20 protein-coding genes are annotated in these 22,076 nt (G+C 71.4%); 11 read left to right on the top strand and 9 right to left on the bottom strand.

Going from position 1 to position 22,076, the window contains the following annotated elements; genetic code table 11:
- Nucleotides 1–102 precede the first annotated feature (102 nt).
- Genes ACX114_RS31850 through ACX114_RS31840 form a run of 3 tightly spaced genes read right to left on the bottom strand, consistent with a single transcriptional unit; the run spans nucleotide 103 to nucleotide 4,627 of the window.
- Nucleotides 103–1,488: a sigma-54-dependent transcriptional regulator gene (locus tag ACX114_RS31850; protein WP_459290809.1), complete on the bottom strand. Its 1,386-nt coding sequence runs from the start codon at nucleotides 1,486–1,488 to the stop codon at nucleotides 103–105.
- The gene (locus ACX114_RS31845) at nucleotides 1,485–4,439 is read right to left on the bottom strand and encodes an ATP-binding protein (protein ID WP_459290807.1); all 2,955 of its coding nucleotides are present in this window, start codon (nucleotides 4,437–4,439) and stop codon (nucleotides 1,485–1,487) included. The genes ACX114_RS31850 and ACX114_RS31845 overlap by 4 nt, the downstream gene beginning before the upstream one ends.
- Nucleotides 4,436–4,627, bottom strand: coding sequence for a hypothetical protein (locus tag ACX114_RS31840; RefSeq protein ID WP_459290805.1), 192 nt, complete (start codon nucleotides 4,625–4,627; stop codon nucleotides 4,436–4,438). Before ACX114_RS31840 ends, ACX114_RS31845 begins: the two co-directional genes overlap by 4 nt.
- A 59-nt stretch (nucleotides 4,628–4,686) precedes the next feature.
- On the opposite strand from ACX114_RS31840, the gene ACX114_RS31835 reads away from it, so the two are divergent.
- The gene (locus tag ACX114_RS31835) at nucleotides 4,687–6,249 is read left to right on the top strand and encodes a GspE/PulE family protein (RefSeq protein WP_459290803.1); all 1,563 of its coding nucleotides are present in this window, start codon (nucleotides 4,687–4,689) and stop codon (nucleotides 6,247–6,249) included.
- Here ACX114_RS31835 and ACX114_RS31830 read toward each other — a convergent pair.
- Entirely contained in the window at nucleotides 6,191–7,816 is a 1,626-nt protein-coding gene (locus ACX114_RS31830; protein WP_459290801.1) for a sensor histidine kinase, read from the bottom strand. The genes ACX114_RS31835 and ACX114_RS31830 overlap by 59 nt on opposite strands.
- Nucleotides 7,817–8,274: 458 nt before the next feature.
- Here ACX114_RS31830 and ACX114_RS31825 point away from each other — a divergent pair, with 458 nt between their 5' ends.
- The gene (locus tag ACX114_RS31825; RefSeq protein ID WP_459290799.1) at nucleotides 8,275–8,742 is read left to right on the top strand and encodes a hypothetical protein; all 468 of its coding nucleotides are present in this window, start codon (nucleotides 8,275–8,277) and stop codon (nucleotides 8,740–8,742) included.
- Between the two features lie 60 nt (nucleotides 8,743–8,802).
- Here ACX114_RS31825 and ACX114_RS31820 read toward each other — a convergent pair whose 3' ends face one another.
- A complete protein-coding gene (locus tag ACX114_RS31820; protein WP_459290797.1) occupies nucleotides 8,803–9,372 on the bottom strand; it encodes a dihydrofolate reductase family protein in 570 nt (189 codons plus the stop codon).
- A gap of 105 nt (nucleotides 9,373–9,477) precedes the next feature.
- Between ACX114_RS31820 and ACX114_RS31815 the strand changes: the two genes are divergently transcribed.
- The 7 genes from ACX114_RS31815 to ACX114_RS31785 all read left to right on the top strand — a co-directional run bounded on the left by ACX114_RS31815 (nucleotide 9,478) and on the right by ACX114_RS31785 (nucleotide 16,073).
- The gene (locus ACX114_RS31815) at nucleotides 9,478–9,846 is read left to right on the top strand and encodes a hypothetical protein (RefSeq protein ID WP_459290795.1); all 369 of its coding nucleotides are present in this window, start codon (nucleotides 9,478–9,480) and stop codon (nucleotides 9,844–9,846) included.
- Between the two features lie 14 nt (nucleotides 9,847–9,860).
- Complete coding sequence (locus ACX114_RS31810) at nucleotides 9,861–11,093, top strand: AHH domain-containing protein (RefSeq protein WP_459290793.1); 1,233 nt, start codon at nucleotides 9,861–9,863, stop codon at nucleotides 11,091–11,093.
- Nucleotides 11,086–11,670 (top strand): imm11 family protein, encoded by a 585-nt coding sequence (locus ACX114_RS31805; RefSeq protein WP_459290791.1) that lies wholly within the window; start codon nucleotides 11,086–11,088, stop codon nucleotides 11,668–11,670. The genes ACX114_RS31810 and ACX114_RS31805 overlap by 8 nt, the downstream gene beginning before the upstream one ends.
- Before the next feature lie 11 nt (nucleotides 11,671–11,681).
- A complete protein-coding gene (locus tag ACX114_RS31800) occupies nucleotides 11,682–12,887 on the top strand; it encodes a DmpA family aminopeptidase (protein WP_459290789.1) in 1,206 nt (401 codons plus the stop codon).
- Nucleotides 12,888–12,967: 80 nt separating this feature from the next.
- Nucleotides 12,968–14,155 carry a GNAT family N-acetyltransferase gene (locus ACX114_RS31795; protein WP_459290787.1) on the top strand — a complete coding sequence of 396 codons (1,188 nt, stop codon included), beginning with the start codon at nucleotides 12,968–12,970 and terminating at the stop codon, nucleotides 14,153–14,155.
- A 74-nt stretch (nucleotides 14,156–14,229) separates the two neighbouring features.
- Nucleotides 14,230–15,204: an NAD-dependent epimerase/dehydratase family protein gene (locus ACX114_RS31790; RefSeq protein ID WP_459290785.1), complete on the top strand. Its 975-nt coding sequence runs from the start codon at nucleotides 14,230–14,232 to the stop codon at nucleotides 15,202–15,204.
- Between the two features lie 11 nt (nucleotides 15,205–15,215).
- Nucleotides 15,216–16,073: a WGR domain-containing protein gene (locus ACX114_RS31785; protein WP_459290782.1), complete on the top strand. Its 858-nt coding sequence runs from the start codon at nucleotides 15,216–15,218 to the stop codon at nucleotides 16,071–16,073.
- A gap of 29 nt (nucleotides 16,074–16,102) precedes the next feature.
- Here ACX114_RS31785 and ACX114_RS31780 read toward each other — a convergent pair whose 3' ends face one another.
- The gene (locus tag ACX114_RS31780) at nucleotides 16,103–16,936 is read right to left on the bottom strand and encodes a hypothetical protein (RefSeq protein ID WP_459290780.1); all 834 of its coding nucleotides are present in this window, start codon (nucleotides 16,934–16,936) and stop codon (nucleotides 16,103–16,105) included.
- A 151-nt stretch (nucleotides 16,937–17,087) separates the two neighbouring features.
- Between ACX114_RS31780 and ACX114_RS31775 the strand changes: the two genes are divergently transcribed.
- Together ACX114_RS31775 and ACX114_RS31770 are read left to right on the top strand one after the other, a co-directional pair.
- Entirely contained in the window at nucleotides 17,088–18,278 is a 1,191-nt protein-coding gene (locus ACX114_RS31775) for a substrate-binding domain-containing protein (RefSeq protein WP_459290778.1), read from the top strand.
- A gap of 86 nt (nucleotides 18,279–18,364) precedes the next feature.
- Nucleotides 18,365–19,009 carry an Isoquinoline 1-oxidoreductase subunit gene (locus ACX114_RS31770; RefSeq protein ID WP_459290776.1) on the top strand — a complete coding sequence of 215 codons (645 nt, stop codon included), beginning with the start codon at nucleotides 18,365–18,367 and terminating at the stop codon, nucleotides 19,007–19,009.
- On the opposite strand, the gene ACX114_RS31765 is transcribed toward ACX114_RS31770, so the two are convergent.
- The 3 genes from ACX114_RS31765 to ACX114_RS31755 all read right to left on the bottom strand — a co-directional run bounded on the left by ACX114_RS31765 (nucleotide 19,006) and on the right by ACX114_RS31755 (nucleotide 22,019).
- Nucleotides 19,006–21,213, bottom strand: coding sequence for a xanthine dehydrogenase family protein molybdopterin-binding subunit (locus tag ACX114_RS31765; protein ID WP_459290774.1), 2,208 nt, complete (start codon nucleotides 21,211–21,213; stop codon nucleotides 19,006–19,008). The genes ACX114_RS31770 and ACX114_RS31765 overlap by 4 nt on opposite strands.
- Complete coding sequence (locus ACX114_RS31760) at nucleotides 21,210–21,677, bottom strand: (2Fe-2S)-binding protein (protein WP_459290772.1); 468 nt, start codon at nucleotides 21,675–21,677, stop codon at nucleotides 21,210–21,212. The genes ACX114_RS31765 and ACX114_RS31760 overlap by 4 nt, the downstream gene beginning before the upstream one ends.
- Before the next feature lie 96 nt (nucleotides 21,678–21,773).
- Nucleotides 21,774–22,019 carry a FruA-associating protein, FapA gene (locus ACX114_RS31755; RefSeq protein WP_459290770.1) on the bottom strand — a complete coding sequence of 82 codons (246 nt, stop codon included), beginning with the start codon at nucleotides 22,017–22,019 and terminating at the stop codon, nucleotides 21,774–21,776.
- Nucleotides 22,020–22,076 lie beyond the last annotated feature (57 nt).

Raw genomic sequence — 22,076 nt, 5'->3', positions numbered from 1 at the left:
AACCGCCGTGCCTGGGGCCCTTCCCTCTGGAGCAGGGGGTGGGCCCGGCCTCTCGACGGAGCTCGACGCGTCGAAGCGGGGGCGCGTCGACGCGTCGGCGGCTCAGGCGCGGGTGCGCGGGATGCCCAGCCGCTGGCGCTTCTCCCAGAGGGTCTTGCGGCTGATGCCCAACCGGCGGGCGAGCTCCGTCTCGCCCATGCGCTCCTGGTGCTCCAGCACGAAGCGGCGGAAGTACTCCTCCATGGAGTCCGGCGAGCGCGGATCCTCGCTGGCCGGGACGGGCGGGAAGTCCGTCTCCTCCAACGCGGGCGGGCTGCCGTCCGCTCCCGGCCCGCCCGGTGATTCCAGCGCCAGCAGGTCGGCGGTGATGAGCGGCCCGTCCGCGAGGATGACCGCGCGCTCGATGGCGTTCTCCAACTCACGCACGTTGCCCGGCCATGGGTGCTGGGCGATGGCCGCCAGCGCGTCCGGCGACAGTGACGCGGGCGGGCGCCCGATGCGGCGGCTGGCCCGCTCCAACAGGTGCTTCGCCAGCGCGGGGACATCCTCGCCACGCTCGCGCAGGGGCGGCAGTCGGATTTCAACGACGCGCAGGCGGAAGTAGAGGTCCTGGCGGAACAGCCCCTCCTGCACGCGGCGGGGCAGGTCGCGGTGCGTGGCCGCGAGGATGCGCACGTCCACCTTGCGCGAGCGCGTGGCGCCCACCCGCCGCACCTCGCCGTCCTGGAGCATGCGCAGCAGGCGCGCCTGCGCGGGCGCGGGCAGCTCTCCAATCTCATCCAAGAAGAGCGTGCCGCCGTGCGCGGCCTCTACAAGTCCCGCGTGCGCGGCCTGCGCGCCGGTGAAGGCGCCCTTCTCGTGGCCGAACAGCTCGCTCTCCAGGAGGCCCTCGGGGATGGCGGCGCAGTTGACCGCGATGAGGGGCCCTTCCGCGCGCGGGCTCTGCGCGTGGACGGCGCGGGCCACCAGCTCCTTGCCGGTGCCGGACTCGCCCAGCACCAGCACGGTGGCGGCGGAGGGGGCCACCTTGCGCACGCGCTCGAACACGTCGCGCATGGCGGGGGAGTTGCCCACCATGCCGCCGGGGGACCAGGTCTGCTCCACCTCGCGCTTGAGGGCGGCGTTCTGGCGGGTGAGGCGGCCCTCGCGCAGCACGCGCTCCACCTGGAGCAGCAGCTCGTCGTGGTCGAAGGGCTTCGCGATGTAGTCCACCGCGCCCAGCTTCATCGCGTCCACGGCGGACTTCACCGTGGCGAAGCTGGTCATGATGAGCACCGGCACGCCGGGACACAGCGCGATGATGTCCGTGCCCGGCGGCCCGGGCAGGCGCAAATCGGAGATGACCAGGTCGAAGGCGTCCAGCGCGTGCTCGGCCGCGGCCTCCGGCACGGCGCCCGCTTCCGCCACGTCGTGGCCCGCGCGGGTGAGCAGCCGTCGCAGCTCCGTGCGGATGATGGGCTCGTCCTCGATGACCAGGATGCGGCTCAAGCGGAGGCCTCCTGCTTCAGCGTGTCGGCGCGGGGCAGGCTCAGCGTCACGCGGGTGCCGCCGTCCTGACGGGCCTCGATGCGCAGCGTGCCGCCGTGCTCGCGCACGATGCCCTCCACCAGCGGGAGGCCCAGGCCGGTGCCTTCGCCGGGCTGCTTGGTGGTGAAGAACGGCTCGAAGATGCGTTGCGACAGCTCCGGGGCGATGCCGTGCCCCCGGTCCTCCACCTGGATGCGCACCTGGTCTCCCGAGGCTTCCGCCAACAGGTCCACGCGCGAGCCCGCGGGCGACGCGTCGATGGCGTTGGTCAAGAGGTTCACCAGCACCTGCTCCAGCCGCTGCGCGTCGCCGCGCACGTCCAGCCCCTCCGGGCTCTGGTGCGTGCATGCGACATCGCGCGCCTTGCGCGACAGCCGGGCGAGCTGCGCGGCCTCCGCGAGCAGCGGGCCCACCGCCACGCGCGTGAAGGGCCGGGACTCGCCGCCGACCGTGCCCGAGTGGCCGAAGCCCACGAGCGCCCGGACGATGGCGTCGATGCGGCGGCACTGCTGGAGGATGAGCCCCACGCGCTCGCGCACGGCCTCCGGGTCCTCCAGCTCGTACTTGAGGTTCTGGCTGATGCTGGCGATGGCGGTCAGTGGATTGCCAATCTCATGCGCCACGCCCGCGGCCACCCGGCCCAGCGACGCGAGCCGGTCCTGGTGCGCGAGCCGCGCGTCCACCGCCTTGCGCTCCGTCCAGTCCTCCACCAGGAACGTGATGCCCGTCTCCTGACCGCTGGCGTCGTCCGAGGGCGCCAGCCGCGAGCGGTGCAGGCGCAGCGAGCGCTGCTTGCCGTTCACCGTCACGCGCGCCTCGTCGTCGCCGCCAGGGGCCCGCGCGAGCTCCGCGAACAGCGGCCCCCAGGGCTCCGGCAGGCGCGCGAGCGGCACGCCCCGCGCGGAGTCCATGGGCACGCCCGATAGCGCCTCCAGCGCGGCGTTCCAGATGACGACCTCGCCGTCCGGGCCCATGGCGCAGACACCCAGGGGCAGGTCCTCCAGGATGCGGTAGAGGTAGCGGCGCACGACCTCCAGTTCGCGCAGGGGGCCGCGCATGTCGCGCGCGTCGCGCAGCCGCTCCTCCACGAAGCGGAGTTGATCCGCCAGGGCCGTGCGCGCGCTGGGGTCCAACCGCAGCGCTTCGCCCACCGCGAGCCGCGCCAGCACCGGACCGATGAGGCCGGAGAGGTTGCGCTCCACGCCGTCGCGCAGGCGGCGCAGCTCCGCGGGCCGGCGCTCGTCGGGGGCCAGGTCCAGGGCCTCGCGCGCGCGGTCCACCTCCGCGGCGGCCACCTGCGCGCCCAGCACGGGCTCCAGTTGCCGGCGGAACTCGTCCGGGGAGCTGGCCGCCACGCTGCCCTTCGCGAGCCCCGGCGCCTGTCGCGTGCACACCCGCGCGGCCTCCTTCTCCTCCACGGACTGGCGCGTGAGCAGCGACACCGCCACGAAGCACAGCGCGTTGAGGGCCAGCGAGGTGAAGGTGGCGAAGCCCCAGGGCTCCTCCGCGCCGAAGCCCAGCTTCACGGAGAGCTGGTTGGTCCACGCCACCAGCGAGGGCGGCTCCCACAGCGGGGCCAGCAGCGTGAGGGCCCACGTCGTGCCGCCCGCGAGCAGCCCCGCGAGCAGCCCCGCGCGCGTGGCCTTGGGCCAGGTCAAGAGCCCCAGCACGCCCGGCGCGAACTGCGCGGTGGCCACGAAGGACACGAGCCCCAGGTCCACGAGCCCCGTCGTCCGCGTGTCCAACAGCCGGTAGAAGCCGTAGCCCGCGAGGATGATGGCGGCGATGAGCACGCGCCGGGCCCAGAGCAGCCACCCGTAGAGGTCATCCCGGCCGCGCGCGGTGCCCAGGGGCAGCACCAGGTGCGTCAGGCACATGGGCGCGAGCGCGAGCGTGGTGACGATGACCATGGCGCTCGCCGCGGACACGCCGCCCAGGAAGGCGATGAGCGCCAGCAGCGGGGCGCCCTTCGTGATGGGCACGGAGAGGACGTGGAAGTCCGCGGGCCAGGGCAGGCCCAGCGCCTCGCCGGACCAGAGCAGCACGGGCACCGCCACGTTGATGAGCAGCATCAACAGCGGGAAGGCCCACGCGACGGTGGCCAGCCCGTCGCGCTCGGGCGCTTCGGTGAAGGCCACGTGGTACTGCCGGGGCGTGAGGAACGCGGCGATGGTGGAGAGCACCAGGAGCGGCGCCCAGGACGCGTCGCGCGCGGGGCGCTGGAGCGCCTCCACCGCCTCGGGGTGGAGGGTGAGCCAGTCATTGAGCCCGCCCACGCCACCGAAGACGGACACCACGCACCAGCCCGCGACGATGAGCAGCGCCAGCAGCTTCACGCCGGACTCGAAGGCGATGGCCAGCATCAGCCCTTCGTGCCGCTCGCGCGGGGCGGGGTGGCGGGCGCCGAAGAGGAGCGAGAAGACGATGAGCACGCCGCAGAAGCCGGGCCCCACCAGCGCCGGGGCCGCCGCGGGGCTCAGCAGGCGCGCGGACTCCACGACGGCGCGAATCTGGAGCGCCAGGTAGGGCAGGCTGCCCGCCAGCGCGAACAGCGTCACCGCCGTGCCCGTCACCTGGCCGGGGTAGCGGAAGGCGAGCAGGTCCGCGAGCGAGGTGAGCTGCAGCTCGCGCGTCAGCCGCAGGAGCGGGCGCCACAGCACCGGGGCGAGCAGGCACGCGAGCGTGAGGCCCAGGTAGATGCCCAGGTAGCGGAAGCCATGGCGGGCCGCGTAGCCCACGCTGCCGAAGTAGGACCAGGACGTGGCGTACACGCCCAGGGCCAGCGCGTACGTCAGCGGGTGCTGGGTGATGCGCGGGGAGATGCGGCCCCGCTCCGCCGCGTAGGCCACCAGGAACAGCGCGCCCAGGTAGGCCACGGAGGCGATGACGAGCGGGCCCAGCCCCAGCGTCATGGGCGCAGGCTCCGGTGCGCCACCCACCCGCCCAGGGCGATGACGCCCAGCCACACGACGAAGGGGAGCGCGGCGGGTGCTCCCTCGGCCAGCCACAGCCGGCGCAGCGGCGAGCCGAACAGCAGCACCGCCACGGCGAACACCAGCAGCGACGGCATGGCGGGAGGGTCCGCGGGAGGCCGCGACATGCCGGGGAGGATAGCAGCCCTGACCGGGCGTGAGGGGGGCCGTGATAAGCCGGCGGGCCATGGCTCCCCCGGATGTTCCCCCGTTCTCCGAACTGCCCCAGTTCACGCTCCACCGCGAATCGCTGCGCCTGCTCCCCGAGTCCTTCTGCCGCCGCCTGGGCGTCGCGGTGATGGGCAAGGTGGACACGGCCCAGGACACGGAGCCCGTGACGGTGGCGATGCTGGACCCGGAGGATGAGTCCGTGCGCTACCGCATCGCGGACTTCCTGCGCCGGCCGGTGCGCCCGGTGCGGCTCAACCGCTACGAGATCGACTCGGCCCTGGAGGTGGGCTTCGGCGCGGGGGAGCACGCGTCGGTGGACGTGGTGCTGAAGGCCGGCGCGGCGCTGTCCCCACGGCCCACGGCGGTGGAGCTGGTGAACCACGTGCTCGCGGTGGCGGTGACGCAGAACGCGTCCGACATCCACCTGGAGAGCTACACGGACGACGTGGACCTGCGCTACCGCGTCGACGGCATCCTCCACCAGACGTACACGGACATCTCCCCGGACTCGCTGCCGGAGGTGGTGAGCCGCATCAAGGTGCTGGCGGGGCTGGACATCGCGGAGAAGCGGCGGCCCCAGGACGGCCGCCTGCGGGCGCTCTACGAAGGGGCGGCGGGGCGGAAGTTCGTGGACTTCCGCGTGAGCGTGGTGCCCTCGCCCGCGGGCGAGGACGTGGTCATCCGCCTGCTCGACGCCACGGTGGGCCTGGTGCCGGTGGAGAAGTTGGGGATGACGCCGGAACTGCAGGCCACGGTGCTGCGGCTCTTGAGCAACCCGGAGGGGCTGGTGCTGGTGACGGGCCCCACGGGCAGCGGGAAGACGACGACGCTGTACGCGGCGCTGGCGCGGCTCAACGACGGGCGCAAGAAGATCATCACCGCGGAGGACCCCATCGAGTACGTGGTCCCCAAGGTGAACCAGAAGCAGGTGTCGCCGCAGATGCCGCACCTGACGCTCTTGCGCGCGCTGCTGCGGCAGGACCCCAACGTGATGCTGGTGGGGGAGATTCGAGACCTGGAGACGGGCAGCACCGCGCTGATGGCGGCGTCCACGGGGCACGTGGTGCTGGGCACGCTGCACACGGCGGATGCCATTGGCGCGGTGAGCCGCCTGCGCGGGTTGAAGCTGGAGGATGGCGACATCGCGGAGGCGCTGCTCGCGGTGCTGGCGCAGCGGCTGGTGCGGCGCATCTGTCCGGAGTGCTCCGTGCCCACCACGCCCACGGCGGATCAGCTGGCGCTCTTGGGGCCGCTGCTGGAGGGCGTGCAGCCCCGGGCGGGGCAGGGCTGCGAGGCGTGCCGTCACACCGGCTTCAAGGGGCGCGTGGGCCTCTTCGAGCTCCTGGTGGTGGACCCGGAGCTGCAACTGCTCATCGCCACCGGGGCGCCGGGCGTCCAACTGCGCCGGCACGCCCGGACGCGGGGCTTCCGCACGCTGGTGGAGGACGCGCTGGCGAAGGTGGCGGCCGGGGTCACCACGCTGCACGAGCTGACGCGCGTGGTGCCCTACCGCTACATCCTCACGGCTCGGGAGGAGCGTCAGCTCCCGGCTCGGGAGGAGCGTCAGGCTCCGGGGTGATTTCCGGCCCCGGGGGCAGCATCACGGTGAAGGTCGAGCCCTCGCCGGGGGTGCTGCGCACCTGCACGATGCCGCTGTGGGCCTCGATGATCTGCTGGGTGATGAAGAGCCCCAGCCCCAGGCCGCCGTAGTTGCGCTCGGAGACGGCGCGCACGAAGCGCTCGAAGACGCGAGGCTGGTCCTCGAGCGGGATGCCGATGCCCTCGTCCTTCACGCTCAGCACGGCCAGTCCGGCTTCCATGCGGACCCGGACGTGGACGGGCTTGCCCGCGCCGTACTTGAGCGCGTTGGTGAGCAGGTTGGTGATGACCTGATCCACCCGGGCCCGGTCCCAGTAGCCCTCGATGGGCGTGGGGGCCTCCAGCGTGACGACGCAGCCGACCTGCGCGGACTGGGGCGCGTAGCGGGTCACCACCTCCCGCGCGAGCGAGGACAGGTCCATGGGCGCCCGGTCCAACCGCAGCTGACCCATGCTGATGCGCGACACGTCCAGCAGATCCTCGATGAGGTCCGACAGCTTGCGCACCTGTCGGCGGGCCACCTCTAGGTCGCGGGAGATGCGCTCCACGGGCAGGGTGGCGGCAGGGTTGTTCTCCACGGTGCGCAGCAGGGCCGTGAGCTTGAGCTGGAGCGGGGTGAGCGGCGTCTTCAGCTCGTGCGAGGCGACCGAGAGGAACTCATCGCGGGCGCGCACGGCGTCGCGGAGCATCTCCAGCTCGCGCCGCTCCTGGTTCTGCTTTCGCTGGGTGATGTCGCGCGTCACCTTGGCGAAGCCCCGGAGCTTGCCGGACGGGTCGTGCAGCGCGGTGATGACGACGCTGGCCCAGAAGAGGCTGCCATCCTTGCGGATGCGCCACGCCTCCTCCTCGAAGTGGCCTTCCCGGGTGGCCACCTGGAGGGCGTACCAGGGCTTGCCCCGGGCCACGTCCTCCGGGGGGAAGAAGCGGCTGAAGTGCTGGCCGATGATCTCCTCGGCCTTGTACTGCTTGAAGCGCTCGGCACCGGCATTCCAGGTGGAGACGCGGCCATCGGCGTCGAGCATGTAGATGGCGTAGTCCTGGATGTGCTCGACGAGCAGGCGGAAGCGCTCCTCGCTCTGCAGCAGCTGCTCCTGGGCGAGCTTGCGCTCGGTGAAGTCGCGCGTCACCTCGCCGTAACCCACGAGCTGGCCCTGGGTGTCGCGCATCGCGGTGATGACGACGTTGGCCCAGAAGAGGCTGTGGTCCTTGCGGACGCGCCAGCCTTCCTCCTCGAGGCGGCCGTCGCGGTTGACGATGTCCAGGTCCTGCTGGGGCTTGCCCCGGGCGATGTCCTCGGGCGTGTAGAAGCGGCCGAAGTGCTGGCCGAGGATCTCCTCGGACCGGTAGCCCTTGATGCGCTCCGCGCCGGTGTTCCAGCTCATGATGTTGCCGGCTGGATCGAGCGTCAGGATGGCGTAGTCCTTCACGCTGTCGATGAACAGGCGCAGTTGTGCGCCCATGTCTCGAGCCGCGCTGGGAGTCGCGTAGGCGATGTCGCCACCGCTGGCGGACGAGGGAGGCTGGCTGTCGTCCAAGGGACTTCTCATAGACCCTCCAGAGTAACGCACGGTACGGGGGCAGCGGTGGGGAACGAGAGGGAGAATCCATCCACCAGCCAACCCTGCTGGGGGACCGTGCTTCCGAGCAGAGCGGAAGCTCACACCCTGCGTGGAGAACGTGTGGGGTTCGGGCCCCGCATTGACCCCAGGTCCAATGCGGGTGCCCGCGCGGCGCGCGAGGCAGGTTGCCTGCGTGTCCATGACGGCGTGGATCCGGAGGCTACAAATCGTGCTGGCGCCGCCAGTGCTTCCGAGTGGGCCAGGTGATGGCATGGGGCGTGCTCAGCACCCAAGAGCCCGCTCGACCGAATGCCGGCGGCAAGCGGGATTGCCGTCCTCCGGCTGGGGGCTCCCCATGAACGCGTTCCGCTTTCTCGCAGGCCTGCTCTTGTCGTTGACCCTCTTCGCGGGCTCCGGAGGCCTCCGCGCAGAGCTGCACGACGCTGGTGAACTCGCAGTTCAGTTGGATCCAGGCGTCCAGCGCCAACTACATCACCGTGACGGGCGTGTCGCTGAAGCCGCCCTCGGGCGCGGTGGGGCCGGTGGCCTCGTACTTCACGGGCATGCTGTCCGACTATGTGGCTCCGGGCTGGGTCTACAACCCCACGACGGGTGTCTTCACCCAGACGCCCGCGCGGCTCACCAGCACCGCGAACAGCGGCAGGCAGAGCTTCAACGACCGGAGCTACATCTCTACCTACGCCAGTCCTTCGCGCTGGCAGAACTTCTCCGCCTTCGCCATGGACAACATCCAGCTGGAGCTGGACGCCACCGGCAAGATGACGGTCATCCTCAACAGCTGGTCCAACACTCGGGTCTCCGTGGTGTCGCCCACGTGCTCTGGCAACGTGTTGACCGGCTTCGTGGGGACCTCGGTGTATTCCTTCACCTTCGAGCAGCTCGACCTCATCTGATGCGGCCATGCCCCGGCGGTGGGAGCGGCCCCTCCTCCGCCGGGGTGTGGCGTGTGGCGGCTAGGGTTCGCGGACGTAGCTCAGGAAGACGACGCCGCTGTCGACCGTCCGCGTGCCGGTGAGCTTCAGGCGGTGGGGTGCGTAGCCCGCGTCGAGAAGGCGGATGCCCTGGCCCACGATGACGGGGTTGATCTTGATGATGAACGCGTCGATCTCGGGGAACAGCTCGGCCGCGAGCGCGCCGCCGCCGCACAGCCAGATGCCCAGGCCGTCGCGCGCCTTCAGCTCACGCACGGTGGCGAGCGGCGTGCTGGAGAGCTTGACGGCGGGGTCGGGGCTCTTCGTGAGGGTGCGGGAGAAGACGTAGTGCTCGAGGTGCGGGTACGCGTTGGTGACGCCCGCGTCCAGCCCGACCTGATAGGTGTTGCGGCCCTCCAGCACGGTGTCGAAGTGCTTGCCCGGGCCGGTGATGCCCTTGAACGCGCGGTAGCCGGCGGGGAGCGTCTCCGGGTACTCGGCGGCGATGGCGTCGAAGTAGTCCTGCTCCGTGCTGAAGTAGTCGTACGCACCGGTGGGCGAGGCGATGAAGCCGTCGAGCGAGGTGGCGACGTAATAGGTCAGTTTCCGCATGGGCGTGCTTCCTCCTGACGCCAGGGCTTAGCACCGGGTGGGCGGATGCACCTGTTAGAAAGGCATCGCCGGTTGCCTGCATGGCAATCACAAAGGGGGAGTGCGATGCGGATCCTGTGGATGCTGGGAGGAATGGTGCTGGGAGCGTTCCTGACGCTCATCGCCGGGGTCGCGCTGTGGTTGCACGACACGGGGCCCGCGCGAGCGGGGATTGAAGTGCGCGTGGAGAACCGCACCGGCCAGGCCGTGCGCGAGGTGCGCATCGAGCACGACCACGGCCAGGTCATCTACCGCGCCATGGGCAAGGGGGACACCGTGGCCCTGACCTATCCCGTCCGGGGTGAGTCGTCGTACAGCCTCATCGCCGTGTTGGAGGACGGCCGGGAGCTGCGAGGCGGCGCGGGCTACATCGAGCGTGGGGCACGGACGCGGGAGGTGCTGGAGCCGCAGGGGGTGGTCTCGTCGGATCCATGAGCCGGGGAGGGCGCATGAAGCTCTGGGCAATGGCCGTGCTGCTGTGGCTGACGGCGGGCTGCGCGACGACGCGGGTGGTGAACCTCGACACGGGGCGGGGCCGGCCCATCGCCTATACGCCGGTGGAGACGAAGCCGGTCCGGATTGACGAGGAGGCGTTCAGGGACGCGGTCACGCGGCTGGTGCTCGAGCTGAGGCTGGATGTCGCGGTCCGAGATTCCGACCGGCGCTCCCTGCTTGCGTCGGTGGGCGGCATCGTCGCGGGAGCTCAAGGCCGGCAGGTGCTCCGCTTGAGCGGCGACCTTCCCCTGGACTCGATGGAGCGGCGGAGCATGGCGCTCTCCTTCGCGCTCGATACGGTCTGGGAAGGCGTGGCGGACGCGGTGGAGGAGTTGATGGACCCCGCCGCGCTGCGGACCATGGTCACTGCGATGATTGGCACCGCGATGGTAATGCTGGTCGCACCGGAGCCCATCACCAAGCTGGTCGCGGTGGTGCTGACCGCGTCGCTCATCGCGTATCTGGGCACAGGGCCCGTGTGGAACCTGGGGCAGGCCTTCTTGCGGCTCATGGACGAGTCACGGGACGCCAGGGACGAGGCTGCGCTCCGGGATGCGGGGCATCGCTTCGGGCGCGTCCTCGGCGCCAACGGGGCGCGGGTGCTGGTCATTGTCGCGATGACGGCGCTCGGTGGCAGGAACGCGATGGCGGCGCAGGGGCCTCGGATGCCGGGCTTCCCGCAGGCGGTGTTGAGGGCGGAGGTGGAGGGCGGGTTCCAGCTGTCGCGCGCACTGGCCGGGGAGGTGCGGTCCATCTCCGTGTCGTCAGCGGGAGTGCTCAACGTCACGTTGGCGCCCACTGCCGTGGCGGCAGTCGCCATGGGGCCTGGAGGCGGCGGAATCCAGGGCGACCCGGAGGGAGAGGTTCATCACATCTGCACGGACAAGAATGAGGTGTCGGAGCAGTCCGGTGGTCCCTGGACGCCCATCTTCGAACCCTTCTTCGAGCAGGCGGGAATGAGCCTTAATGACGCCGCGAACCTGGTGCGGATCAACGGGCACCGGGGGCCGCATCCTGCGGAGTACCATAAAGCGGTGCGTGTCCGAATCGACGAAGCCATGTTGGGCTGCAGGGGTGTCGCACAGTGCCGGGCCGCATTGGTGGAGGTACTGACGGCCATCGCGAAAGAACTGACGACTGCGGGTACTCGCATGCGCAAGCTCATCACCAGGAATCCCGATGCCTGATGCAATGGAACGGCGTTTCTTCGAACTGGATATCGATGTGTATGTACCGGAGCGTTGGTACTTCAAAACATCGACCCATGCTGACGGGCGGCCATTGGATGACCCCTGGGTGTTCACACGCGGGGCGCCCATCCCCGACCCAGGACCGCTGCGGGTGCCGCTCTCTCGTCCTGGGAAACCCCTGGACTACACCTCCGCTGGCGTAGGAATTACGCCTATCCTCAGCACTCGGACGGCTGATGTGTTCCGCACCCTGGCTCCCAACGACGTGCAGCTCTTTCCGGTGCAGGTCGAGGGACAGGCCGAGCCCTATTTCCTCCTGGTCGCGGCGCGCACGGTCCGCTGCGTTGATGAAGTGGCGAGTGAAGAGTTCAAGCTCTGGACTCCTGAAGACGGGCAGCCCGAGAAGGTCGGCGGATACAAGTACGTCGCCGGGCTGCGCATCGACAAGACAAAGGTTGCTGACGAGCGCGTGTTCCGCCCGTGGGGACTTCGCTCCGCGCTCATCGTCGATGGAGAACTCAAGGCCGCACTGGAACAGACCGGCATCGTGGGAGGACAGTTCGTCGAGGTGTAGAACCCTTGCCCATGGAACTTCGTCCCGCTGTCTTCCTGGGCCTGCTGTGCCTCCTGCCCATCACGAGCACCGCGCGTCCCCGGTCCAGTGACCTGGGCATCCCCTTCGGCGGACAGCCGGGGGCGCTCAATGCCATCACCGATGTGAAGGGCGTTGAAGTGGGCCACGTCACGCTGAACACCGGCGCACAGGTGCGGACCGGCGTCACCGCCGTGCTGCCCCGGGGCCGCGAGGCCGTGGCTCAGCCTGTCTTCGCGGCGACCTTTGACCTCAATGGCAGCGGTGAGATGACCGGCTCCCATTGGGTCAAGGAGTCCGGTCTGCTCTCCGGCCCCGTGATGATCAGCGACACCCACGCCGTGGGCGCCGTGCACGAGGGCGTCATCGCCTGGGCCCAGAAGCGCGACCTCACCTGGGAGCTGGGCCTGCCCGTCGTCGCGGAGACCTGGGATGGCTTCCTGCACGACATCGATGGCTTCCACGTCCGGCCCCAGCACGCGATGCAGGCGCTCGACGCCGCTCGCCCGGGGCCTGTCGCCGAAGGCTCCGTGGGCGGCGGCACGGGCATGATCTGCCATGGCTTCAAGGGCGGCATCGGCACCGCCTCCCGCAAGCTCCCGGCGGAGCAGGGCGGCTACACCCTCGGCGTGCTCGTGCAGTGCAACTACGGCAGCCGCCGCCTCTTCTCCGTCGCGGGCGCTCCCGTGGGCGAGGAGTTCCCCGACCTGCGCTCCTGCTACTTCGGAGACGCCCCTCCCAAGGGCCCCTACCGCGCCAACCTGCCGCAATGTTCGAAGCGCGCCAGCGCCGGTCCGCCGCCTCCGGAAGGCATGGGCTCCATCATCATCGTGGTGGCCACCGACGCGCCGCTCCTGCCGCACCAGCTCGACCGCGTGGCCCGGCGCGTACCGCTCGCGATCGGGAAGATGGGCGGCCTGGGGGAGAACTCCTCCGGCGACATCTTCCTGGCGTTCTCCACCCAGTCCGTGAGCTCCACGGAGGTCGCTCCGGTCTCCATGCTCGACAACGAGCGGATGACCCCGCTCTTCGAAGCCACCGTGCAGGCCACCCAGGAGGCCATCCTCAACTCGATGCTCGCCTCCGACACGATGACCGGCTTCCAGAGCGTCCGCGTCCATGGCCTGCCACCCGACCGCCTGGTGAAGGCCCTGCGGAAATACGGCCGCCTGCCGCCGGCCCCGAAGCCCACGAAGTGACAGCGGATCCGTCCGGCCTTCCCCGCGCTCCATCCGCTGCGCCATGCTGCGCCACCTGACGCAACGCAAGGGGACGCGGGATGGAGACGGACAACTACGGACCGCCGAAGGATGATCAGGAACTGGCCGCCATCGCGGACATCACCACGCAGGCGTTCGCCATGCCGCTCGCGGACTCCGAGACCGTGGTGCGCAAGAACTTCTCCGAGTCCTCACTGCGCATCCTGCGCGTGAACGGTGACGTGGCCGCCACGCTCACCCTCATCCGCATGGGCCAGTTCCTCGGCGGCCGCTCCGTGCCCCTCATCGGCGTGGGCGGCGTGGGCGTCGCTCCCGCGCACCGGGGCGCCGGCGCCGCCACGCGCCTCTTCCATCACTTCCTGCGCGAGATGCGCGACGAAGGCGCCCCCCTCTCCGTCCTCTACCCCGCGACCCAGCCGCTCTACCGGCGCGTGGGCTACGAGGTCTCCGGCGCGCGCTACGAAATCCACGTCGAGGCGGCCTCGCTGGAGCTGGGGGAGCGCTCGCTGTCCCTGCGCCCCATGCGCCCGTCCGACGACGCGGCGGTGGAGGCCTGCTACCGGCGCTTCGCCGCCCAGCACCACGGCTGGCTGGACCGCGGGGACTACATCTGGCGGCGCGTGCGCACGCCCCGCAACGACACCGCCTACGGCTACGTCGTGGAGGGCGCGTCCGGCGTGGAGGGCTACGTGTACCTCGTGCGGAGCCTCTCGCCCCAGGGCGCCGTGCCCACGCAGGCCGTCAAGCTCACGGACCTGGTCGCCACCACGCCCGCCGCCGCGCGACGGCTGCTGCGCTTCCTCGGCGACCACCGCTCGCTGGCGCGGGACGTGATGTGGTTCGGCGGCGCGGACGAGCCGCTCCTCGCGCTGCTGCGCGAACAGACCTACCAGGTGAAGCTCTCCATGCACTGGATGACGCGCATCCTGGACGTCCGCCGGGCCCTGGAGGCGCGCGGCTTCGCTCCCGGCCTGGCCGGCGCGCTCCACCTGGACGTGGAGGACGACCTCCTCCCGGAGAACACCGGGCGCTTCGTGCTGGAGGTGGAGGGCGGCACCGCCCGCGTCCGGCCCGGCGGCGAGGGCCGCCTCAAGCTGCACGTGCGCGCCCTGGCGCCGCTCTACACCGGCTTCCTCACGCCCCGCGCGCTCCAGCTCTCCGGCATGCTCACAGGGGACGACGCGTCGCTCGACACCGCCAGCGCCCTGTTCTCGGGCCCCGCCCCCTCGCTGCGCGACATGTTCTGATGGACCGGCGTGGGCTACCCGGCCCCCGCCGGGAGTGGTAGGAGCGGCGTCCTCGGACGGAGGAGGCTTCACACGTGCGCGCGTTCGTCACCGGTGGCTCGGGGTTCGTCGGGAAGCACCTGCTCGCGGCGCTCGCGAAGCGCGGGGAACCGGCGCGTGCGCTGGCCCGTTCGCCCGAGGCCGCGCAGGCCATCCAGGCCGCGGGCGGCGAGCCGTGGGAGGGCGACCTCAGCGACCCGGAGCGCCTGCGCCTGGGCATGGAGGGCTGCGACACGGTCTTCCACGCCGCCGCGCACGTGAAGATGTCCGGCCCCCGCGCGGCCTTCTACGAAGCCAACGTGCGCGGCACGGAGGCCGTGCTGGAGGCGGCGCGCGCGGCTGGCGTGAAGCGCTTCGTGCACGTGAGCACGGAGGCCGTGCTGGTGGACGGCGGCCCCATGGCGAACCTCCACGAAACGCACCCGCTGCCCGAGCGCCCCGTGGGCCCGTACCCGTCCACCAAGGGCCAGGCCGAACGGCTCGTGCTCCAGGTCAACTCGCCGGAGTTCACCACCGTCGCCGTGCGGCCCCGCATGGTCTGGGGGCCGGGGGACACCACCGTGCTGCCCACGCTGGTCGCCGCGGTGAAGTCCGGGCGCTTCCGCTGGATTGGCGGCGGGCACTACCTGACGTCCACCTGCCACGTGGCCAACGTGGTGGAGGGCCTGCTGCTGGCCGCGGAGAAGGGGCAGGGCGGTCAGGCGTACTTCCTCACCGACGGCCCGCCCGTGGAGTTCCGCACCTTCATCACCGCGCTCTTGAAGACGCAGGGTGTGGAGCCCGGTGACAAGTCCATGCCCACCGCGCTGGCCGCGACGGTGGCCGTGGTCAGCGACTTCGTCTGGGACCTCCTGGGCCTCAAGAGCACGCCGCCCCTGTCCCGCACGGAGCTCCTGCTCGCGGGCCAGGAGGTGACGGTGAGCGACGAGAAGGCCCGGCTGGAGCTGGGCTATACCGGCAGCGTGTCTCGCGACGAGGGATTGCGCTCACTGGCCGCGAAGGTGGAGTAACCTCCGCGTCCATGCGCAGGTTCGAATTCGTCGACGGCAACAGCTCCAAGTTCTGGGTGCCCGAACTCCAGGGCGCCACCTTCATTGTCACCTACGGCCGCATCGGCACCGCGGGGCAGCGCAAGGAGAAGGCCTTCCCGGACGAGGAAGCCGCCCTGCGCGAGTACAACAAGAAGGTCGCGGAGAAGGTCCGCGAGGGCTACGCCGAGGTGAGCAGCGGCGAGGCCCCGCCCGCGCCGACCCCGAAGGCCGCCGCCCCGCCGCCCCCCGCGCTCGTGCTGCCGCGCCGCGTGGCCCCCGCCACGCCGGGCCCCGAGGCCGTGACCGCCGCCGCGTCCGCGCTGGCGCTGCTCCAGTCGAAGCTCAAGGGGCCCAGCTGGAGGGTGACGCGGCTGGCGCGCAAGGCCCGCCACGCGCTGCGCGCCCTGGGCGGCGTGGACCCCGCTGCGCACCCGGCCCTGGCCGCGCCCTTCGCCGCGCTGATGGCGCACGTGGTGGGGCCCAAGGCGGAAGGGCGGCTGCCGCTGCGCCATGCGCTGGGGCTCCTGTCGCAGGTGGACGTGGCGGCCTTCCAGCGTGCGGCGGAGATGTGGAAGGCCGCGCCCGCGGGCTCGGTGCCGCCGGGCGTGGCCGCCGCGCGGACGCTCAACGACCCGGAGCTGGCGCTGCGCGTGACGGCGCTCCTCTCCGAGCGCCCCGACCTGCGCGACGGCTCCGAGGACGCCTGGTCGAAGCGCTGGACCGCGCTCAAGCCGCACGTGGAGGCCCACCTGTCCGGAGTGGGCCAGTCCCTGGCCGCCTTCGTGGGCGGCGTGGACGCGGGCGGCGACGCGCACCTGTCCAAGCGGCTCGCCCGGCTGGGAGCGTGACGGCGGAGGCCCGCGCGTCACGCCCTGGCCTACGGGGCGCTTCCCGCCGCGCTGCCACCGCCGGACGCGGCGGACTTCTGGAGGGTGGCGGCCGTGGGCTCGCGGTCCATTTCCTCCTCGGGGTAGGCCTGGGCCGCGTCCAGGTACTTCTTCGCCTGCACCCGGCGGCGCTCCCACTTCGACAGCCCCTCCGGGCTCAGCAGCGTGGGCTCCGCGCCACCGGACCTCTCCACGACGTGGCCGTCGCAGAAGAAGTATTCGGTGCGCCCGTCCGGCGACAGGCGCGCGAAGAAGAGGTCCGGCTGGCCCACCTTGGCGGGCTTCGGGCACCACGTGTCGCGCGCCTTGGCCTCGCGCTCCGGGCCCTGCTCGCGCCACTGCTTCTGCGCCTCGCGCAGCGCCGCCGCAGCCTGAATCTTGGGCCCCAGGTCCATCCGCTCCCGCGTCTCCGTCAGCAGCTCCCCGCCGCGCCGGGCCAGCTCCGGAAACGCGCCCGTGCTCCGGAAGCCGCAGGCCTTCAGCGCCTGGAGGTTGTTCTCGTGCACCTTGAGCACCGGAGGCAGCGTGCGCAGACCCTCCTCCAGCAGCTCCAGGTGCTTCGCGTGCTCCAGCGCCTTCGGGTCCAGGGCCTGGTCCGTCTCCTTGACGAAGCGGGCCAGCAGGCCGTTCACCGCGGTCAGCTCGTCCTGGAACCAGCGGGGCTCCGCGTCGCAGGGGCTCGCCTTCGCCCCCGTGTAATCCCGATACTCCGCCCGGGACATGCCCAGCGCGTAGTGCTGGACGGGCGGGGCCTGCTTCGCCGCGCAGCCCCCGAACACCGCTCCCAGTCCCAGGAGCGCGATGCTTCGTGCCAGTGTCATCATCCGGCCCATTCTGCCAGTCCTATGAGGACAAACAAACTGGCGGGACAGTCCCTGGACGGGGAGCGGGCGGGGGAGAGGCCGTGAGTGACAGGGTTGTGACAAAAGCACCGGTGGGCTTTCCGGGACCGCGACCCGGGGTACGAGGGGGAGCATGAAGCCCCGGGTCCTCCTCCTCATTGGCATGCTGGCCGCGTTGCTGGGGGTGTTCTACCTGCTGGCGGCCCCGGTGGCGCCCGTCCAGGCGACGCCGGAGCCGGAGTCCACCGTGCTGCCGTCCCGGCGGCGGGTGACGGACATCACGTTCCTCTACAGCACGGAGAAGCGCGCGTGGGTGGAGGCGGCGCTCGCGGAGTTCGAGCGGACGCATCCTCGCGTGCGGGTGACGCTGGTGGGGCGGGGCTCGCTGGAGGCGGCGCAGGCCATCCTGGAAGGGCGGGAGAAGCCCACGGTGTGGAGCCCGGCGGACAGCGCGGAGCTGCGCATGCTCGCGGCGGACTGGGCGACGGACGCCTCGCACGGGCCGCTGTTCGCCACGCAGGGAGAGGCCGCGCCGCATCCGCTGGTGATCACGCCGCTCGTCTTCGTGGGCTGGCAGGACCGGATGGAGGTGCTGCGCAAGGCGGGCGGAGGCGCGGCCCTGTCGTGGAAGACGCTCCAGCGCGCGGTGGCGAGCGACCGGGGCTGGCCCGCGGTGGGCGGCCCTCCGGAGTGGGGCTTCGTGAAGCTGGGCCACACGGACCCCCGGAAGTCCAACTCCGGCCTGCAGGCGCTCCTGTCCGCGACGCTGGAGTACCTGGGCCGGCGCGAGGGCGTGAAGGAAGGGGACCTGTTGGATCCGGGCTATCAGGCGTGGCTCCAGGGACTGGAGCGGGGCGTGACGCGCTTCGAGCCGTCCACGGGCACGTTCATGACGGACCTGGTGCGCTACGGGCCGTCCCGCTACGACCTGGCGCTGGTGTACGAGAGCCTGGCCATCGCGCAGCTGGATCACGCGCAGGGCCGGTGGGGGCCGCTGCGGGTGGACTATCCGCCGGTGACGCTGTGGAGCGACCATCCGGCGGCGGTGCTCCAGGCGGACTGGGTGACGCCCGAGCAGCGCGAGGCGGCGCTGGAGTGGGTGGCCTTCCTGCGCAGCCCGGAGGTGCAGGCCCGGGCGCTGGCGTTCGGCTTCCGGCCGGCGGATCCGTCCATACCGCTGAAGACGACGGACGCGAACAACCCCTTCACGCGGCTGGCGGCGCACGGCATCCGGGTGGACGTGCCGCCCGCGGCGGACGTGCCGGACGCGTCCGTGTTGCGCACGCTGTTGGACCTGTGGACGCGCATGGGCGTGGGGCGCTGAAGGCCGCGCACCGGGGCCGGATGGTGGACAGTCGGTGGGGGCCGGAATGGCTGGCCCCTGTCGTCCCATGTCACGCTGCCACGCGCATGCGAAGCCACCGCGCCGTCCTCCTGCTGTCGTGTGCCGTCGCCGCGCTCACGGGCTGCCGGAGCGGGACGCGGACGCCCGAGGCCGAAGCGCCCGTGGCCCATAATGCGCTGCGGCCCGCGGCGTCCTTCGCGCGCATCGAGGACACGCAGGCGCGCTCCGTGGCGCTCTTCGTCGAAGCAGGCCGGGTGATTGCCCATCCACGCTGCACGAACTGCCACCCGCCGGACGGGCGGCCCCGGCAGGGCATGTCCCAGCAGGCGCATGTCCCGGCGGTGGTGGGCGGCGAGGATGGCCACGGCGCGCCTGGACTGCCCTGCACGGCCTGCCATCAGGCAACGAACACGCCCACGGTGGGAGCCACCGTGGCCAGCATCCCGGGCAATCCCAAGTGGGCCCTGGCGCCGGTGGAGATGGCGTGGATCGGCCGCTCGCTGGGCGAAATCTGCGAGCAGCTCAAGGACCCGAAGCGCAACGGCGGCAAGGACCTGGCCGCCATCCAGCACCACATGGCGGAGGACGTGCTCGTGGGCTGGGGCTGGAACCCGGGCCCCGGACGCGAGCCCGTGCCCGGGACGCAGGCGGAGTTTGGCGCGCTCATCCAGGCCTGGATGGACACCGGCGCCCACTGCCCGAAGCCCTAACCGCGCAGGGCCTTCAGTCGCTCGGCGGTGATGGGCAGGTCCCGCGCGCGCAGGCCCGTGGCGTCGAACACGGCGTTGGCGAGCGCCGCCGCCGAGGGCCCCTGGCTCGCTTCCCCCGCGCCGAGAAACGGCTCCTCCTGCCGGTCGATGAGCTGCACATCCACGGACGGCGTTTCGGAGAAGGTGAGGAGGGGATAGCCCTCCCAGTCGCGAGACAGGATGCGCCGCGAGTCGAAGCGCACGGCCTCCTTCAGGCTCCAGCTCAGGGACTGGATGAGCCCGCCCTCCAACTGGTTGGCGAGTCCATCCGGGTTGACCACCTCGCCCGCGTCGGCGGCGAGGACGGCGCGCACCACGCGCGGCACCAGCGTGTCCGGAGGCACGAAGACCTCCATGCACACCGCGCAGTACGCGGCCAGGTTCTTGTACCGGGCGAACGCGAGCCCGCGTCCGTGATGCGGCCTGCGCTGGTAGCGCTCCCAGCCGAACCGCTCCGTCGCGCGGACGATGACTGCCTTTGCCCGGTCATCGCGAAGCTGCCGGAGCCGGAAGGCCGCGGGGTCCACCTTCGCGGCGTGCGCCAGCTCATCCATGAAGGACTCGATGGAGAAGACGTTCGCGTAGGCGCCCAGGCCGCGCATGGACGACGCGCGCACGGGCATCGCCGTCACGAAGTGCGTCGTCACGGCCTGCCCCGGAAAGGCATACAGCGGGATGGCGTTGCGGTCGGCGGAGTAGTTCGGAGGCCCGCCGTTCCTGGGCGTCGGCTGGGCGAAGGGCTTCGCCAGGGACCGGCCCGCGAGCAGGTTTCCAGGCTGCCCCCCGGGTCGCGTCCCGTGCGACGTGGACCACAGCGCGTAGTCCCAATCGAGCACGTCCCCGTTCGCATCCACGCCCGCGCGCACCCGCGTCACCATGGCGGCGCCGTAGGGCTCGTTCGTGTGTTCGTCCTCGCGCGACCACTGCACGCGCACCGCGCGGCCGGGCAGGGCGCGGGCCAGCAGCGCCGCATCCGCCGCCGCATCGTCCGCGCCGTTGTGCCCGTAGCAGCCGGAGCCCTCCTGGTGCCGGCAGTGCACCTGGTCCTTCGTCAATCCCAGCATCCTGGCCACGGCTTCGCCCGTCTCGAAGACGCTCTGGCTGTGGGTGTGCACGGTCATCGTGGCGCCGTCCCACTCCGCCACCGCGCAGGACGGACCGATGGACCCATGCATCTGGTACGGCCGGCGGTAGGTGGCCTCCAAAGTGCGCGCGGGCGCGACGTCGGTGGGGCGCTCCACGGAGTGGATGACGGTGTCCTGCGTGGGCTGCGCCAGCAACCACGCATGCGGATCCTCGGGAAGAGGTGCGCCGTCCTTCCAGCGCGCGGCGGAGGCCAGCGCGGCGGCGGCCTTCACCGCCTGCCATTCGCGCGAGGCGATGACGCCCAGGAAGCTTCCGTCTCGCACCACCTTGAGCACGCCGGGCATCGCGGCCACCGGAGCGGAGTCCACCGACACCAGCGAAGCACCCGGAGTGGGCGCGCGCACCACGCGGCCATGCACCAGTGAGTCGGACCGCAGGTCCTGGACGAAGCGCGCTTCGCCCACCACCTTCGCGGGCAGGTCCATCCGGGGAAGGGACCGGCCCACCTGCTTGCGCTGTGCGGCGGGCTTGGGCGCGACGCTACCGGTCGCCTCGCGCTGGAGACGCTTTCCTCCCACGAGCTCCCAGTAGGTGATGCGTGCGCGTCCGCCCGTGTCCTGGAGCGTGCCGTCCCGGACGGTGAGCCGCTTCGCCGGGATGCGCAGCCGCTTCGCGGCCATGTCCACCAGCAGCGCGCGCACCTCCGCGGAGGCCTGCCGCACCGCCGCGCCGCCATTGGGAATCGACATGCTCCCGGCCGTGGGACCTTCAGGAGGACAGACGCGCGTGTCGCCGGACACGACGCGCAGCCGCGACGGTTCGACGTCCAGCTCCTCCGCGCACAACTGACCCAGCGCGGTGAGGATGCCCTGGCCCAGCTCCACCTTGCCCGTCATCAACGTGACGACGCCGTCCTCGCCAATGCGGATCCACGCATCCAGCGCGGGCGTGCGCGCCAGGTCCTGGGGCAGGCCATTCTTCTGCCCGGGCGCGGCCCACGTGACGTCCGGCCCCGCGAGCGCGAAGGCCAGCACCAGCGAACCCTTCAACACCGAGCGACGGGAGACCGGAGCGCTCATTCCGCCAGCTCCGCCGCCGCGCGCTGGACGGCGCGCACGATGCGGTTGTGCGAGCCACACCGGCACAGGTTCGCATCCAGCGCGGTGCGGATGTCCGCCTCGGTGGGAGAGGGCTTCCGGCGCAGGAGTCCCGCCGCGGAGAGGATCATCCCCGGGATGCAGTACGCGCACTGTCCGGCCTGCTCCGTGAGGAATGCGCGCTGGAGCGCATGCAATGTGCCGTCCGGAGCGCGCAGGCCCTCCAGCGTGGTGACCTCTCGTCCTTGAAGCGACACGGCCGGCACGACACACGAGCGCACCGGCACCCCGTCACGCAGCACGGTGCACGCGCCGCACTGGCCCACTCCGCAGCCGTACTTCGCGCCGTTGAGCCGCAGCGTGTCGCGCAGCACGTAGAGAAGGGGGATGTCCTCCTCCTCGTCGATGACGTGGGATGCTCCGTTGACGTTCAGCGTGAAGGCCATCCGCGGGCTCCTCCGGGGGGAGGGGAGGCTAGCAGTCCCGCTCAGGCGCTCCGGCGGAGGTGGACACAGAACGTCCGCCTCCCATCAACACCGCGCCTACCGCACGTGCGCCACGAACTCGGAGACGCGCAGGGCCCATGCCTCCGCGGAGTCCAGCTCGGACCGTGCCTCGGCGTAGCGGTCGAATGACGCCTCCGAACCGTCCCGCGCGAAGAGGGCCGCGTTGAAGTCCTTCTGCGCCGTGGTGAGCCACTGGCTTGCGCGCATGCGCAGCCAGTTCGCCACCTGCGGGGTGGGCTCCACCTGGTTCAGATCCAGCGAGGTGGGGTGCAGCTCCACCATTTCTCCATCCTTCTCAGACTCTGGCATCACGTTCATGGACCGGATGGTTGCCATGGC

This window comes from Corallococcus sp. M7, from assembly GCF_054512695.1.
The sequence above is the reverse complement of the archived record's forward strand: the minus strand, read 5'-3'. Positions and strand labels throughout refer to the sequence as shown.